Raw genomic sequence first — 16,653 nt, 5'->3', positions numbered from 1 at the left:
AGAAAATGGAGGGTATCATGGAAAGACTGATACTAACAGCAAGAAATAAATTAGGGAAAACAACCGATTATTCCGAACTGCAGGATCATGGTTTGATCGCATCGTTAGATATTACAGGCGGAAACGGTAGTCCCAAAGATCCATTTCAGGCAAAGATTTCGGTAAGCAATGAAGGCAGCGTTGCATGGTCGGGGGTTATCCATGTCGAATTGCCTTTTGTGAAAAAAAAACCTCGCTATTTCCTGCCCGCATTCATGTATGGCAGAAACCGTGGAGAAGCTCCCCTGAACGTGCCTAAAGAGTTTCCGAGATTGAGGGACGGAAGTCCGCCTCGTCCAGCTTCGCCTTGGTGGATGGTAAGAAGTGACAGGCTATCTCACCCTGCTGCATTTGTATATGACAACGGAAAAATATACGGACTTTGTGCCAGCCCTTATTTTATCAATAAACAAGGAATCAAGCAGCAGTGGAAGCCTGACAACGAAGGGGAATTTTATCAGTACGGCGGCTATACTTGTTCCCTTTCCAAAGGAACTGTCGGTTACACACTCGGTTATGAGAATGCGCCGTGGTTATTCATTAAGGCAACACTTGTTAAAAATCGGGCACCTCTTGAAGAGAATTGCTTTGAGCTGGCGGCAGGGGAATCTGTGGCGTTTACGTTGGAGCTATATGAATATGCAGCAGTATCAGAATTGGGTATCAATACTGCTATTCAAGAAGTCTATTATCGCTATCATCAAAGCCCGAGAAAAGCCAGCGATCCGAGAACAACGGTATCAGATTTATCCAAAGCAATTTATCAATATGCATGGCTTCCGGAAGACCTGAGTTATTCAGGGTTTGTTATTGAAGACAAAGAAAACGGTGGATATCGATACAATAAGATATTTTCTCTTTCTTGGACAAATGGATTGTCAGTAGCAGTACCAGTCTTAATGGCAGCCCTGCGGCTCGAAGATGAATCTATGCGAAATCAGGCTCTGTTATGTATCACAAATATGGTGGAGCATTCCCTGAATCCTGCTACGGGGCTTCCCTTTGAAACGTATGACAATAACAATTGGTCAAACAACGGATGGTGGTTTGACGGAATGCATACACCAGGGCATACCTCTTACCTGATCGGGCAGGCTATGTATTATATTTTGAAGGCTTATGAGTATGAAAAACGGTTTAAGCATTGCCTCCATGACGATTGGCTGGATTTTGTAACGAAGGTTCTAGTAATAATGGAGGGAACAAAAAATACAGATGACGAATACCCTTACATTCTTTCGGAATTAACAGGAGCTGGCATAGAATATGACGCTTTCTGCGGAACGTGGTGCATGGCGGCAATGGCTTATAGAAGTTGGCTGACTGGCGACAAGACATATCTTGAAAGCTTGCGGAGAAGTGAAAGACATTATTATGAAACCTATGTAAAACGGATGGAATGCTACGGGACTCCCCTCGATGCAGACAAGGCTATAGACTCGGAGGGGATTCTCGCCTATATAAAGGCTCTTCGATATCTGCATGCTCTTACAGGAGATAAGCTATATTTGAAGCATATGAGGGATGCAATAGACTACGAATTCACCTTCAAGTTCTGTTATAATTCGCCAGTAAAAATAGCGCCTCTGAGCAAACTTGGCTGGTCAAGCTGTGGGGGCAGTGTCACCTCTACTGCGAATCCGCATATCCATCCTATGTCCAGCAACATTGTTGATGAACTGCTGTACTTCGTGGAGAACACTAACGATCATTACGTCCGTGATCGGATGTTAGATACTATTGAATGGGGATGTCAGACCTACAATCGGTTTGATAAAGAATTTGATTATGGGAAAAAGGGTTGGATGTCAGAGCGATTCTGTCATTCTGAAGGGCTGGTAACGGAGACATATAGCGATGGTTCGCCGGCTAGTACATGGTTTTGCCTAATGCCCTGGGCTAGTGGATGTGTCATAGAGAGTCTTTCAGGTGATATTTGGGATTACAAGCACTAAGATAATAATGAAGGCAAAATGAGGAGGATTTATTTATTCATGGGCACATTATCTAACTTTCAAGCCGACAGCGGCTATCAAGCATGGCTGGGATATCGCCAGTTGGTTTCTGGCGAACGCTACAATCAATATGCGCAATTTAATCGAATTGCCGTAATGGAAAAAAATGAGGTTATCCAAACCGCAGTGTCTGAATTAACCAGGGGTCTGGAGGGCATTTTGGGCGTACAGCCGGAAATTGTGGACTATGGGAGACATGTTATTGCGCTCGGAACATTTGGCAACCATCCTCTTGTAGATCGTGTATTAGGAGCAGATAAAATTACATGGGTCGGTTCGGAAGGCTATGTCATCAAATCTGATAAAGAATACGCTTGTATTGCTGTTGGTGCATCTTCCGCCAAAGGCGTGCTATACGGCACATTTCACCTGTTACGTCTATTAAGCACAGGCTCGTCCTTAGATGAAATAGATATTATCGAAAATCCTATCAACAGGCTAAGAATGATCAACCAGTGGGATAATATGGATGGCAGTGTAGAACGGGGTTATGCTGGCGAGTCGATCTTTTTCAAGGACAATCTGATTACCGAAGAATTGGACCGGATTCGGGATTACGCAAGAATGCTTGCATCCACAGGGCTGAATGCCATTGTGATCAATAATGTGAATGTTCATAAAGTGGAAAGCAAGCTTATTACAGAATTTTTGCCTGAAGTGGCCAAATTAGCTGCCATTTTCCGTAAATATGCAATCCAGCTGTTCCTATCCGTCAATTATGCTAGTCCAATTGAAATCGGCGGTCTACAGACTACGGATCCCCTTGACTCGGAGGTCCGCCAATGGTGGAAGGAAAAAACTGTCGATGTATATGCGGCTATACCAGATTTCGGAGGTTACCTGGTTAAAGCGGATTCGGAAAACCGTCCAGGGCCGTTTACATATGGTCGTGATCATGCTGACGGCTCCAACATGCTGGCTGATGCATTGAAGCCTTTTGGCGGTATCGTGATTTGGCGTTGCTTTGTGTATGATTGCAAGCAAGATTGGCGCGACAGAAAGACCGACCGTGCACGAGCAGCCTACGATCACTTCAAACCCTTAGACGGTCGCTTTATGGATAACGTCATTTTGCAGATCAAAAACGGTCCTATGGACTTCCAAGTCAGGGAGCCTATTTCTCCACTACTTGGAGCCATGCCATCCACAAATCAGGTACTCGAATTCCAAATTGCCCAGGAGTATACAGGACAGCAACGCCACGTGTTTTATTTGATCCCACACTGGAAGGAAATCCTGGATTTTGAAACTTACACCAAAGGTGAAGGCTCCACCATCAAGCAGATTGCCAGTGGTACCGTTCATGGTAACCAGTTGGCAGGTATTGCTGCTGTTTCTAATATCGGCAATGACATGAACTGGACAGGCCATTTGCTAGCGCAAGCCAACTTATACGGCTATGGAAGACTGGTTTGGAATCCGGACTTGACTTCTGAGGATATTGCTGATGATTGGATTAAGCTAACTTTCGGCGATAATGAAAACATCATCAGGGTTATCAAGAACGTACTATTAAATTCGCCAGCCATTTATGAATCTTATACGGCACCGCTCGGCGTAGGCTTTATGGTTACTCCCCATACTCACTATGGCCCTGATGTTGACGGATATGAATACTCCAAATGGGGGACTTATCATTATGCCGATTGGCAAGGAATCGGAGTTGATCGGACAGTAGCAACGGGGACGGGATATACATCCCAGTACAACACACCTAATTTCGAGCGGTATGAATCCCTCGCAGATTGCCCGGATGAACTTCTGTTGTTCTTCCATCATGTTCCCTATACCCATGTCCTTCATTCTGGCAAAACCGTTATTCAACATATTTATGATTCCCATTTCGAAGGTGCAGAAAAGGCTCAGTGTCTATTAACACTTTGGTATAGTCTTGCTGGAACCATGGATGAGGTTCTGCATAAGCAAGTCGCTAAGCGTATCGAAGAACAAGCGGAGCATGCCAAAGAATGGAGGGACCGGATTAATACTTATTTCTACAGAAAAAGCGGGATTGCCGACCAAGCAGGACGGTTGATTTATAGCTAAAAATTTACTATCTATTCATTTTTATTAACTAAAACGAGGAAGCGGCCTGGCTAGCTTCTTCGTTTTTTTCGTTATAATTTATAATAATTCGATGATTTGCCTACTTTAGCCTGACAAGCGCGACTTATATAATTAAATTATAAAAATACCGACTTTATGGAAAGTACAGAGGTGATTGCACTTGAACAATTCTACTATCGTTGCTCCAAACGGCGCAGAAGTGAAAAAGAAGCGCAAGTTTTTTAGCAGATGGGATGCCCCGTTTGCGGGCTATTTATTTATTTCTCCTTGGTTAATCGGATTCTTTGGGTTGACAGCTTATCCCATGTTCTTATCGCTGTATTATTCACTCACCGATTATACTTTGTTGGAACCAATCAAATGGATTGGTCTTAGGAATTATGTCCGCATCTTTACAGATGATCCGAGATTTACCCAATCAGTTAGTGTAACATTTCAATATGTGTTGGCATCAGTACCATTGAAACTGGTCGCAGCTTTACTGGTGGCAACTCTCTTGAATAAAGCAATGAGAGGGATTTCATTTTACCGCACTGCGGTTTATTTTCCCTCCCTCATTGGAGGAAGCATTGCTGTATCTATATTGTGGCGTAATATTTTCGGTGTTGACGGAATATTCAACGAAATTCTTTCCATTTTCGGTATTGTAGGAAAAGGCTGGATCACGAATCCGGGATCTGCGTTATGGACGCTAATTCTCCTGACGGTCTGGCAATTCGGTTCAGCCATGGTTATCTTCCTTGCAGGATTAAAGCAAATTCCGAGCGATCTTTATGAAGCGTCTTCTGTAGATGGCGCGAACAAAGTCTTACAGTTTTTCAAGATTACGTTGCCAATGCTTTCACCAATTATTTACTTTAACTTGATAATGGGTGTAATCAACTCATTCCAAATGTTTACATCTGCTTTCGTTATTACCAATGGCGGTCCGATGAATTCTACGTATGTATATGCACTATACCTATATGAGAGGGCCTTTAGCCGCTATGAATTAGGATATGCTTCCGCATTGGCCTGGATCATGCTGGTCATGATTGTCATAGTTGCGGCTATTATTGCGGGCACCTCAAAGTATTGGGTCTTCTACGAAACGGACACAGGAGGAAAGAAACGGAAATGACTATAAAATGGAATTCTACTATCCGCCATACCCTCATGATCGTGTTCAGTTTTGTGATGGTCTATCCCTTGATCTGGTGGGTTGGCGCATCGCTGAAATCGAATGCAGAACTTGGTTCGCCTGGAATTTTCCCTTCCGTACCGAAATGGAGCAACTATACGGATGGATGGCATGCTATTCCCGGGCGCACTTTCACCGACTTTTATTTGAACACTTTCAGTCTTGAAGCAATGGTTCTGATTGCAACGTTGTTTTCAACAACTCTGGTCGCATTCGGCTTTGCACGTCTGGATTTCCCGTTAAAGAAACTCTGGTTTTCCATTCTTATGATGACCTTGATGATGCCTGCACAAGTATTGATTATTCCTCAGTATGCTATGTTCCACCAACTGGGCTGGGTAAACACCTATCTCCCTTTTGTGGTTCCCCACTTGGTAGCCAGTGGCGCGGGCGGAAGCTTCTTCGTTTTCCTGCTGATTCAGTTTATCCGGGGTATCCCGAAGGATCTTGATGAGTCTGCCAAGATTGATGGTTGTTCATGGTTCGGAATATTTTGGCGAGTGGTTCTGCCACTTACCCAGCCTGCAATCGTAACAATCATGATTTTCTGCTTCCTGTGGAACTGGGATGACTTCCTTGGTCACCTGCTGTACCTGAACTCAGTTGATAAGTACACGGTAGGTTTGGCGTTGCGAATGATCAATGACGCCCAGTCCGCCCAAGAATGGGGACAATTACTGGCAATGTCTCTGGTTTCCATACTCCCTGCGACCATCGTATTTACGTTTCTGCAACGATATTTCGTTGAGGGCATTGCGACATCAGGGATTAAGGGGTAAGATGAATTTAAATAAGCAACTTGAAAACGGTAAAGAGACGGATTTCCTTCGTAGCTTTACCGTTTTCTTTAACATAAAGCCATGTAAGGAGATGCCCCGAATGACGAATCTTTTTAAGAAATTTCGAATTGAAAGCTTATTTTTCCGCAGCTTTTTTGTTCTCATCGTGTTAGTTCTCGCCTGTATTGTTTGGACGAGCTATAATATTTCCTCCAAAGCCCTGGTGAAGAACACCTCCCACTATCAACAGCAATTAATGGATGAATTAAATAATGAAATTTCGACACGACTTACAATGATTGAGCAGATTTCCTTGTCCACCTCTCGTGACAACGAATTGATTAGACTTCTTTGGAATAGTCAGGATGAATTCGACCGGCACCAGAAAGCCGATAATGTTCAGAATGCGATGGCAAACCTGACATATTCCATACCTCTTATACAAGGTATTGATCTATATATGGAACGTCCTTTCCTTAAAGAGGAAAATAGTTACATTCAATTTTGGGATATAAAGGACTTAAATAGGCAAGGATGGGACAAGTATTTGGATAAAAATGATTTCGCTTGGACAGGAGAGCATGATATCCCTAGCTTACAGGGGGATGTTCCAGTTCTCAGTTTTGGACGAAAAATTTTATTTAATAATACTTTTTTAGGCGTCGTTGTTATTCATGTTAAAGCCAAAGAAATCCGGTCCCTGTTGTCTGGCCGTTCAAGCGGTTCCAATCGGATCATGACAGACAGTAATGGTCAGGAATTCTTGGAAATAGGAGAAACGTGGAAGCAGTTGGAGGTGAGCCAATGGGTGAATATGAAAACAGAGCAATCCGGCTATGTTCATATTCGCGGAAATTCCAAAATGGAAGATTCACTATTGGTGTATTCGAAGTTGGCCAATTCCAATTGGACACTAGTTGAAATGACACCTTGGAACCAGATTACAGCTAGCAGCATCCATTTAGCAGAAGTAATTGGTATCATTGGTGTTGCCGCCGTCCTGCTGTTGTTACTACTTACCCTCTATTTAAGTAGACAATTTACAAAGCCCATCCATATGTTGGTAACTGCCATGAGTTCCTATTCCATCGGTGGTAAAAGTTTGGAATTACCAGGAGATTATCAGAACGAGTTTGGCTATTTATTTGCTGGTTACCGCAAGCAAAATGAGCGGATTGAGGAGTTATACCTGTCCTTACAGCGTCGATATGAGCAGCAGCGCAAAGCTGAAATTGAAGCGCTTCAGGCAAATATTAACCCACACTTTCTCTACAACATGCTGGACCAATTGAACTGGATGGCCATTGATGCCGGACATGGCGAGCTTAGTCAGATTCTAGAACTGATGGGACGAATGTTTCGGATCGGCCTATCAAACGGCGATAGTTTCATTACGATTGAGAGTGAATTGGAGCATATCGAATGCTATCTGGAAATCCAACAACTCCGTTGGGGCGACGGCCTTAATTATTTCATTGATGTGCCTAGAGATGTTATGGATCTGTATATCCCCAAGCTGACATTACAGCCCTTCGTGGAAAATTCTATCGTGCATGGGTTTAACACGAGGCAGTTTGGTTATGTCCATATTCAGATGAACCGTAAGGATAACTCGCTTCAAATCATAATCGATGATGATGGCATTGGTCTCCAGCAAGTGGTGGAAAATAAGAAGAAGCGCCATACCGGCGGTTACGGCATACGCAATGTTAGGGAAAGAATTGCTGGTTATTTCCACGAGATCTACGGCGTTGAACTGTCTGAACGAGAAGAGGGTGGGACCCGAGTTGAAATATTTCTTCCATTGTTGACGGAACCACCTATTAATGAATATTGAGGGATGAAATGAACACAGGGATAGGATCGTGATATTTTATAATAATTTGTGGATGATTCCTATTTAAACTTTGTTTAAAGGTAGTTAATATTAATTTTATAGCAGTCAAGGATTTAAATGTTCCAGGCATACGTATTAGGCTTATCACTCTTGAATGCTGATATTGGTAATAGCTAAAGGAGGACAATATGGTGTGGAAGATAGCCATTATAGACGATGAACGCCAAGTGCTTCAAGGAATGAAGCGTAACATTCCTTGGGATGAATTAGAAACGAAGTTAGTAGGGGAAGCATCGAACGGCGTCGACGGGCTAAATATGATCAGGACTACACAGCCGGATATAGTTATAACAGACATATATATGCCCCTAATGAACGGCCTGGACATGATTGAACAATTAAGAAAAGAAGAATTCCTCGGGAAAATTATCATTTTGAGTGGTTATTCCGATTTTGAACATGCCAGACAGGCCCTGAGGCATAACGTCAGTGATTATGTGTCCAAACCCATTAGTGTGCCGACGTTGAAGATGATTCTAAACAAGGTTATCCATGAGTTGATGGATGAGGAAGAGAGGCGGATGAAGCAAGGAGAGCTAGAACACAAGCTGATGTTGTACGAGCCATTTATTGAGAAGGAATGGGTGCGGTCAGCTGCAGTAGGCACATTGGTCAATGCTAACCAAAATGGGGGGATTCTGCCTCAACCTTACCGCTTCTGGTCCGATACCAACCATGCAGTGATCGGGATCGAGCTAATCCGCGATGAGCGAGTTCGCAAATTTTCAGTGTCAGACTGGAACCTATTTCGATTCGCAGTGAGTAATATCGTTTACGAGCTAGCGCGCAGGGTATTTCCTACCGTTGAGTATACAGAGCTTCACAGCACGCGAGCCGTATTGATTATCCATCCGGAAGCGGATAACAATGAAAATACCCAAAAGGCCATTGAAGTCTTAGGCATTCAGATCATTGAAAGCGTTGCAAGCTATCTGAAATTGATGAGCCGTGTCGGAATCGGTAGCATTAAGTCCGACTGGACCAAAATTCCAGATTCAACGGAGGAAGCTTTCCGAGCCATCGATTTGAGACAACTGCGCCCAACCCCATCCTTTGAGTTTTTTGTTTATCAGGGAGAAGTGGCGACCGCGAAGGAGCAAGTCGCCCTGTTTCCGGTAAAATTCTCATACGAGCTGGCCAATGCCATGAAGGCTGTTCAGGAAACAAAGGCGCAGCAGTTGGTGGCCGATTATATCAGAGAACTGGAGAGCCATGTGGGGATAGACTCTGAATATGTTCAGATGCTGGGAAGTGAATTATGGGGGATTATTTCATACTGTCTTTATGAAGCGGGACATGTATTGGATGATCTCTTCACGAACGACCAGATTGCCAAGGAGATCAAGGGCTTAATTCAGCCAGATCAACTACAGAAGTGGCTATCAGAGAAAATCTCCATTATCTGCGACAGTAGACAATGGAAGGGCAGCAGCAAACACCGTCAGGTCGTTGATTTCATTACCCACTACATTCACGAGCATTATGCGGAGGATTTAACGCTTGCCGTTCTGTCGGATAAAGTGTTTATTTCACGGAATCACCTTTCTATCATTTTCAAAAATATGACCGGTGAAACCTTCAACACCTACCTGACTCGTGTCAGGATTGAAAAAGCCCGCGAACTGCTTTTGGAACGGAACATGCTGGTCTATGAGGTTGCAGAGAGCGTCGGATACAAAAACTTCCCTTATTTCAGCCTACTTTTCAAAAAAATGACCGGAATGAACCCGACAGACCTTATTAAAATGTGACTCCGCCGCCGCAGATACCCTTCTCGAAGTCTACACCAGTTTTCGGTAACGCTTTCAATTGGTTCCCCTGGTAAACAACACTGCCGAGAAGGAAAACTGCATCGCTTAGATTACATGGTTTGTTCCTACATGCGTATTCCATTTTTTAGTCGGATTATAATTATTTAGGGGGTAAGTCATTTGGGAGTGAGAATCAGTATTATCGGTGGAGCTGGCTTTCGAGCGCAGTACTTCTTACGGATCGCCCAAGCGTTACCAGAACGGTTTCAAATAAGCAGCATGGTCGTGAGGGATTCAACCAAAGCGAAAGCGATGGAAGAACAATGGAAGGTTCCAGCCTACCAATCCTTGGAAGAACTTTTAAACCATGACCAACCAGATTTCTTTGTGCTGTGTGTAAGTGGCTCTCAGAGTAGGGACTATCTGTTCAAGTTAGTGGAGGTAGGGATACCAGTTTTGGTAGAAACGCCGCCTGCACCAGATATGCAGGGACTAGAACTTCTACACGACAAACTGACATTGACTGGTGCCCGGGTGCAGGTAGCCGAGCAGTATCAATTTCATCCAGTTCAGGAAGCTAGGTTAGCCATGATCCGTTCGGGAAAACTCGGAGTTGTTTCGGAAACGACGGTTTCCATTTCCCAACTGTACCACGCCGTCAGCTTGATCCGCCGGATTCTGGGGATCACATTTGAGGAGGTTAAGATCAAAGCTATGCGTTTCGAATCCAAATGGGTCAGCGGTCCGACCCGGAGTGGTCCACCTTCAGAGGACAGGATGATTCCCATGCAAAGGGATCTAGCGTGGCTGGATTTCGGAGACAGGCTGGGGATATATGACTTTACCAAAAACCAACATCGATCATGGATTCGTTCCAACCATCTTTCCATAAGGGGAGAGCGAGGCGAAATTTTCGATAATCGAATTCTGATTCAGCAGGAAAACACGGTTCCATTGCAAATGGATTTAAAGCGAATTAACCGAGGGGAGTATGAAAATGCGGAAGGCTATTTCCTGCAAGGAATTCTTTGCGGGGAACAATGGCTGTACCGGAACCCGTTTGCTCCTGCTAGGCTATATGACGATGAAATTGCCATTGCCAGCTGTCTGGCGAAGATGGCCGAATATATTAATGGAGGTCCAGAATTTTACAGTTTGGCGGAGGCTTCACAGGACCACTATTTGGGCATGATGATCGAGAAAGCTATAATGACGGGTGAGACAATAACCACATCCAAACCGTATTGGGCTAAATAATTCTGATTACTCACCCCGGAAAGCAACAAAACAGTCTCATTTAGAAGTCGGAAAATCGTTTTACTGTCGAGGAAAATTGCGAATGCCGTGGATTGTATGCATTTTCGGTCTATTTTATAACAATTCGTGGATCATTCATATATATAACTTACTTGCGAGTTGGTACTATAGTAACAGGTAGGACAACTAATAAATGAAACAAAAGAGGGGGAACGTTGGCTACAATAATTGCTTTGGTGGATCGCTGGCTGTTGGTCGGAGAGGCGATAAAGAACCCGCAAGCTGTCCATCTCCTTCTATCGCACCTGGGCATCCAGCGAATCATTGTGAGATGTGAGAACATCCTAAGCATGCATGCAGTGATAAGCATAGACTCGAAGAGCTAAGAATTATTGCGATAACAACAAGCTCGCGGTATAAAACTCTTCGCAGTGCTAGCGCAGTTATTACGTTATCTGATGGCATCAATGACTTGTACGGAACGTATCTCATCAATATGAAAGCGCATACAATTCGAGAAGGAGGAACACGTAAAATGAATTTAAATAACTGGCGAAAGTCGCTTTCAATTAACTTGGTTAGCGCACTGATGCTCTCCGCCATTGCTCCTATGTCGTTTTCGAATTCGGTTCATGCAGCAGTTAGTGCTGCTCCGGTAACAGCTAACTGGTACACGCAATATCAGACAATGGATGGTGTAGGCGCCGCCTATGCCTTCACAGATTCCGTCCAGATGATGCAGCTCGCTGCAGCTGGTTATCAGGACAAAGTAAGACATCTGCTAAATCTGACATTCAGCGAAAAAGACGGAACTGGACACGACATCGTGCGTGTGATCATCGGCGATAACGGCAGTCTCACCACCGCTAACGCGAATGCAACTAGCCCAGGATTCAATCCTGTTACAGGCTTACTTGCAGATGTCGCAAGACCCGGCTTTGATATCCAGGGAAATCCCATTCCCATGAGGGGGACGGCTGGCCAGTACGGATATAAAATTGAAGCTTATGACCGTTTCTACGACGGGAATACCGATAGTATTTGGCCCAACGAGCCCGAACATGATCCAGGTACGCTGGTGCCCGTAGAGGGTTTCGTATGGGATTACCCATCTTGGAATCAACCGATTGCAAATGACGATGGAGGCCCAACCAATCTCTTGAGTGCACCAGGGCAAGATCCTGTAGTGATTAAAAACACGCCACGGACCAGAAAAGAGCTGTTCGACTACGATCAGGTATGGACGATGTTACAGGCTATGCAGTATGGCGTGAAGCAATTCTATGCCTGCACGTGGACCGTACCTTACTGGATGAGTAATACGTCGAACAATACGCCTAACAAAATCATTCGTGGGGACGTAGCTACAATTGACGGTAAGCCAGTAAAAATTTACTACCAGGCTTATGCCGATTATCTCGTCAATTATATCCGAGGCATGTGGGAACAGTGGGGTATTCCCATTACCGATATCAACCCCTTTAATGAGGTTGATCTTGCGGGAGGAACCGCTGCTTATGTCCAAGAGCTTATTGACGGCTACATTGGCCCTACCCTGAAAAAATCTATGCAGCCAGGCGGTGCCCTCTACGATATTAAGAATCCTACGGGTAAGATTATTGATTTTATTCCTGAGCTTGCTGCTGTAGATGGTACCAACCTCAGTGCATCTCTAAGCAGAGGCGGAACGGTATTCGCTGAAACGGATCCAGGTAATGCATCAGATAAAAACCCGTATCTCGACACGTTTACGACTCACTTGTATGGCACTGTCGGAATCGGTACGGATGAAACGAAGTTGTACCATACGGGTGACTTTTCCCAAAGTCCGTTGGACTATACAAAGGATGGATCCAAGTATCCGGAATATCTGACAAGGTATAAACTCTGGCAGGCCGAGTTTATGAATCAGGATACAGGCGACGGATCAGCCGGTGCTTATACGCAGCGGTACGGCAATCAGAACATTAATGACGCCGTTCGTTGGTCCAACCTGCTAACGAATATGTTCACAAGCAATCCAGGTTTCAATGGGTTCGTGTGGTGGAGTATGTGGGATAACAATGGTGCAGACGGCTCCGATCTCATTCGCTTTGTCAACACCAACTCGCAGCAGAAGGCAGGACACACGAGCACGCTGACTGGCGAATACCGTTTGTTTAAACGCTTTTACGGCTATGGCCATTTCTCCCGCTTTATGAAGCCTGGCGACGTACGCTTCGATGTAACACGGGCACCTATAGCCGATATCAATGTTGTCGGCTTCAAGAACCCGATGAATAATGATTTCTCTATGACAGTATCTAATGCCAAAAATGATGACAGCATCCAGCCCTTGGAATTCACGCTGAAGGACTTCCCTGCAGGTACCACGAGTGTAACTGTGTTCCGTACCTCGGGTAGCGAGAACCAGAAGAAGCTGGCTACGATTCCTGTTAGTAACGGCAAATTTGTTATCGACATCCCATCGGCCAGCATCGTTACCATTGTACCGTCCCAGGGCACTTTTGCCACTTATAACGGTCTTGATGGCGAACGCGATATTTTCTCCTCCCTTGAGGCAGAAGGAAATGACAACAGCGTGCCTGGTAACACGGCAGGAAATGCTGGGCGTGACAACGAGGCTATCACCTTAGGTAATGGTACATACCTCGCTTACAAAAACCTTAACTTTGCGGATGGTTCCGCAAACGGCGGTGTGGTCCGCAGACACTTGTTAAATCTGACCGCACAGACGAAGTCAGCAAAAGGCGGCAATCTTCAAGCTTATGTCCTGCCGGTAGGAACACCTGTGAACAGCACGGCAGATATCTTATCCAAAGGTACACAGGTAGCTGATATCTACGTGCCTGCCAATGATAAATACGGTAAATATCAGGACATGGTAGACACGGGCGACTTAAGCGCATATGGCCATAAGGATCTCTACATCGTATCTAACGGTTCAATTACCGTTGACCGCTTCCTATTTGGAGCCAATGACTCCGACTGGAGTACGGCTGCGAACAACTCGACGGTGTCCATTCCGGGCAACATTCTGCTCAATGGCGACTTTGATACGACAACTGCCTCCAATACAAACAATTGGTTTGCAGGACGTTACAATAATGGAACATTTGAACAATCCGTCACAGGACCTGCTTTAACTGCGGATAACATTCAGAGCTATTCGGGCCTTTCCCGTTATCTGAAAAACAATTCCACATCGAAAGTTGCCGGTTCTGGCAAAATTGCCAACCGTATCAATGCCCAAGAGCAATATGATGGCTTGTGGCAGGATGTGACTAGTAAGCTGACCAAGGGAGAAAAGTACAATTTCAAGGGGTACTTCCTTGCCATGAAGAGTCGTCCAGAGAGCTATGACATTGCTGCGGAGAACCCGGGTGACGTTGAAGCCGCACTGGTCTACTACGACAGCACTGGAAATCAGCTGGGCATGACCCGTATCAATGGTCGTGACATGCCTGAACCTTACGCAGCGCGTGAAGCCGGAGATCCTGCTTACTGGAACGCCAGTGGCCAACTTGTTGGCCGCATCCTTGAGGGTGGACCGGTCAGTTTAACTTCCTTCCAGCCAGTTGACGTAAAGGTGGCTGACTGGCATGAGACACCTAACCAACCATTCACTTATAATGAACCGGCTGGCACTGCGAAGGTTGTTTTGGCACTGTATGCGAAGGATTCCAACATCCTTTATGCAGATCAGCTGTCACTAACACCTGAAGTGATAACCTCGTATAATATTTTCATCGATGGCGCACAACCAGCAAATTTTGACGCCGCTACGACGGATTATGCGTATACGGTAACAAGTAATGCCTTACCAGTAGTAACGGCATCTTCAAATGATAAAGATGTAAAAGTAAGTATTTCGCAAGCTGACAGCAATGTAGGTACGGCTGTTGTACGTTTTATTAAAGGCCAAACTGTAGTAAAGACGTTCAAAGTAGCATTCAGCACGAGTGAGGTCATTAACTTTGCGAGCGGGCTACCGGTAGGTTGGGAGGTAATCAATCCGACAGTGAATGCTGTAACCTATAATGCAGCAGGAAGTGCAACGGTTACCACCACCAAATCGGATACCGATTACCCGAATAGCCATAATATGCTGCAATTCCCAGGTTCGGCAGATGGCAACTGGACACTTACAGCGAAGATTAGCGTGAATAAAGCCCTGAGTGATGCAAGTTTCACTGATAATACACAAGTAGGATTTGGTATCAGTAAACCTTCAAGCGGTGAGTTCTTTAGAATCAATGCAATAAGAGTTGGTACAAGTATAAAAGTTAATAGTTCGGGTAAATCAGGCGCGACTCCAAATTCAAATACAACAGGTCAAACGAGCTTGAGTGGCACAGACTATTATCTCCGCATTGTGAAGAGTGGAAACGATGCACAAGGGTATTTTTCCACGAATGGTGGATCAACTTGGACGATTATGAGTAGTAAACCAGGTGCTACTGTTCCAACAACCTTTACTCCTGATTTCTTCAAGGATGCAAAAGTACAATTATATGCAACAAACTTAAGTGCTACAGCAGATCTGCAAGCGACATTCACTAATGTGACCTTAGTGAAGACATTGGCAGAACCTGGAGATGCCAACGCAGACCAGCTGGCTGTAGAACAAGCGGCAGATCTAATTGGCAACACGATTATGGTGCCAAATGCAACTGGTGATAACGCAGAAACATTGAAAACTAAAGCATTAGCATTACTGGCAAACAATGCTACGCTAACTTCACTAGGAGTTACCAGCACAATTTCCAATGAGAATGGTCAATATGCACTGCGTATAGTTAAAGGAAACGCAAGTATAAGTGTCAATTCACTTTCCATCATCGGTCAGACGGGGTTTTCGGCGACCTTAACGGGTATAAGTAGTGTTATTCCAGGCCAGTCATTTCATGTGAACTACGGTTTGGTAAACGTAACACAAAGTGTGTATGCCCAAGATATAACCGTAAACTATAACGCCTCTCAGCTCGAGCTTCAAGGTATTCAATCCTTGAAAACCGGAGTTACTGTCGCAGACAGTCATGTTGTGACGCCTGGCCAAGTCCGTGTCTTGGCATTCTCTCAAGGAGTAGCGAATGCGGTGTACGGAAGCGGGGACCTTCTTCAGTTTCAGTTTAAGGCACTTTCTTCGTCAAGTACGGTCACGAGTTCCGTATACCTGACAGATGTTAAAGTATCTGACGACAACGGAACGGTCTCGACCGTGAATAGCGGCCTCGCGTATAACGTTACCATAACCGCAAACATAATCGATAAAACTGCTTTAAATAGTACGATTGAAACGGCAGTCGCAAGCCTTAATGATTCCATGGAAGGTAATCTGTGGGGACAATATCCAAACGGCGCCAAAGCGGCTTTGCAGATGGTAGTCAGCGACGCACAAACGATGGCGTTGAATGCCTCAGCTACGCAAGATCAGGTAAACCAGATGGTCTCGCAGCTTAGCAGTGCGCTGCAAACATTTCATAGTTCGATTCATACTCAAGCTACAATCGGTGATTTGGGAGTCCTGGCTAAACACTACAATAAAACCTCCGATTCACCGGACTGGAGCATCTCTAAGCGTTACGATAATAATCATAACGGGCGGATTGATATCTCCGACCTTGCGTACATCGCAAGAATTATTCTAAATTACTAAAGCAAGCAA

8 protein-coding genes are annotated in these 16,653 nt (G+C 44.7%); all 8 read left to right on the top strand.

Annotation, left to right across the window (positions count from 1 at the left end):
* Positions 1–17: 17 nt before the first annotated feature.
* The 8 genes from ASG89_RS00655 (at position 18) to ASG89_RS00620 (ending at position 16,644) form a co-directional block, all read left to right on the top strand.
* Positions 18–1,994: a hypothetical protein gene (locus ASG89_RS00655; protein ID WP_057308376.1), complete on the top strand. Its 1,977-nt coding sequence runs from the start codon at positions 18–20 to the stop codon at positions 1,992–1,994.
* Positions 1,995–2,033: 39 nt separating this feature from the next.
* Positions 2,034–4,100 (top strand): alpha-glucuronidase family glycosyl hydrolase, encoded by a 2,067-nt coding sequence (locus ASG89_RS00650; RefSeq protein WP_057308375.1) that lies wholly within the window; start codon positions 2,034–2,036, stop codon positions 4,098–4,100.
* Positions 4,101–4,281: 181 nt separating this feature from the next.
* A complete protein-coding gene (locus tag ASG89_RS00645) occupies positions 4,282–5,241 on the top strand; it encodes a carbohydrate ABC transporter permease (RefSeq protein ID WP_057308374.1) in 960 nt (319 codons plus the stop codon).
* On the top strand, positions 5,238–6,080 hold the full coding sequence (locus ASG89_RS00640) for a carbohydrate ABC transporter permease (protein ID WP_057308373.1): 843 nt from the start codon (positions 5,238–5,240) through the stop codon (positions 6,078–6,080). The genes ASG89_RS00645 and ASG89_RS00640 overlap by 4 nt, the downstream gene beginning before the upstream one ends.
* 100 nt (positions 6,081–6,180) lie before the next feature.
* Complete coding sequence (locus ASG89_RS00635; protein WP_057308372.1) at positions 6,181–7,917, top strand: histidine kinase; 1,737 nt, start codon at positions 6,181–6,183, stop codon at positions 7,915–7,917.
* Positions 7,918–8,108: 191 nt separating this feature from the next.
* The gene (locus ASG89_RS00630; RefSeq protein WP_057308599.1) at positions 8,109–9,728 is read left to right on the top strand and encodes a response regulator transcription factor; all 1,620 of its coding nucleotides are present in this window, start codon (positions 8,109–8,111) and stop codon (positions 9,726–9,728) included.
* Positions 9,729–9,914: 186 nt separating this feature from the next.
* Positions 9,915–10,985: a Gfo/Idh/MocA family protein gene (locus ASG89_RS00625; protein WP_321166461.1), complete on the top strand. Its 1,071-nt coding sequence runs from the start codon at positions 9,915–9,917 to the stop codon at positions 10,983–10,985.
* Positions 10,986–11,520: 535 nt separating this feature from the next.
* Positions 11,521–16,644, top strand: a complete 5,124-nt coding sequence (locus ASG89_RS00620) for a cohesin domain-containing protein (protein ID WP_057308370.1) — start codon at positions 11,521–11,523, stop codon at positions 16,642–16,644.
* Positions 16,645–16,653: the final 9 nt, after the last annotated feature.

This window comes from Paenibacillus sp. Soil766 (assembly GCF_001428105.1).
Taxonomy (GTDB): domain Bacteria; phylum Bacillota; class Bacilli; order Paenibacillales; family NBRC-103111; genus Paenibacillus_E.
The sequence above is the reverse complement of the archived record's forward strand: the minus strand, read 5'-3'. Positions and strand labels throughout refer to the sequence as shown.

What these genes read in the sequence shown, in the direction of transcription:
- ASG89_RS00620 (WP_057308370.1), top strand. Translation starts at nt 11,521, where the DNA reads ATGAATTTAAATAACTGGCGAAAGTCGCTTTCAATTAACTTGGTTAGC.
- ASG89_RS00635 (WP_057308372.1), top strand. Translation starts at nt 6,181, where the DNA reads ATGACGAATCTTTTTAAGAAATTTCGAATTGAAAGCTTATTTTTCCGC.
- ASG89_RS00640 (WP_057308373.1), top strand. Translation starts at nt 5,238, where the DNA reads ATGACTATAAAATGGAATTCTACTATCCGCCATACCCTCATGATCGTG.
- ASG89_RS00650 (WP_057308375.1), top strand. Translation starts at nt 2,034, where the DNA reads ATGGGCACATTATCTAACTTTCAAGCCGACAGCGGCTATCAAGCATGG.
- ASG89_RS00655 (WP_057308376.1), top strand. Translation starts at nt 18, where the DNA reads ATGGAAAGACTGATACTAACAGCAAGAAATAAATTAGGGAAAACAACC.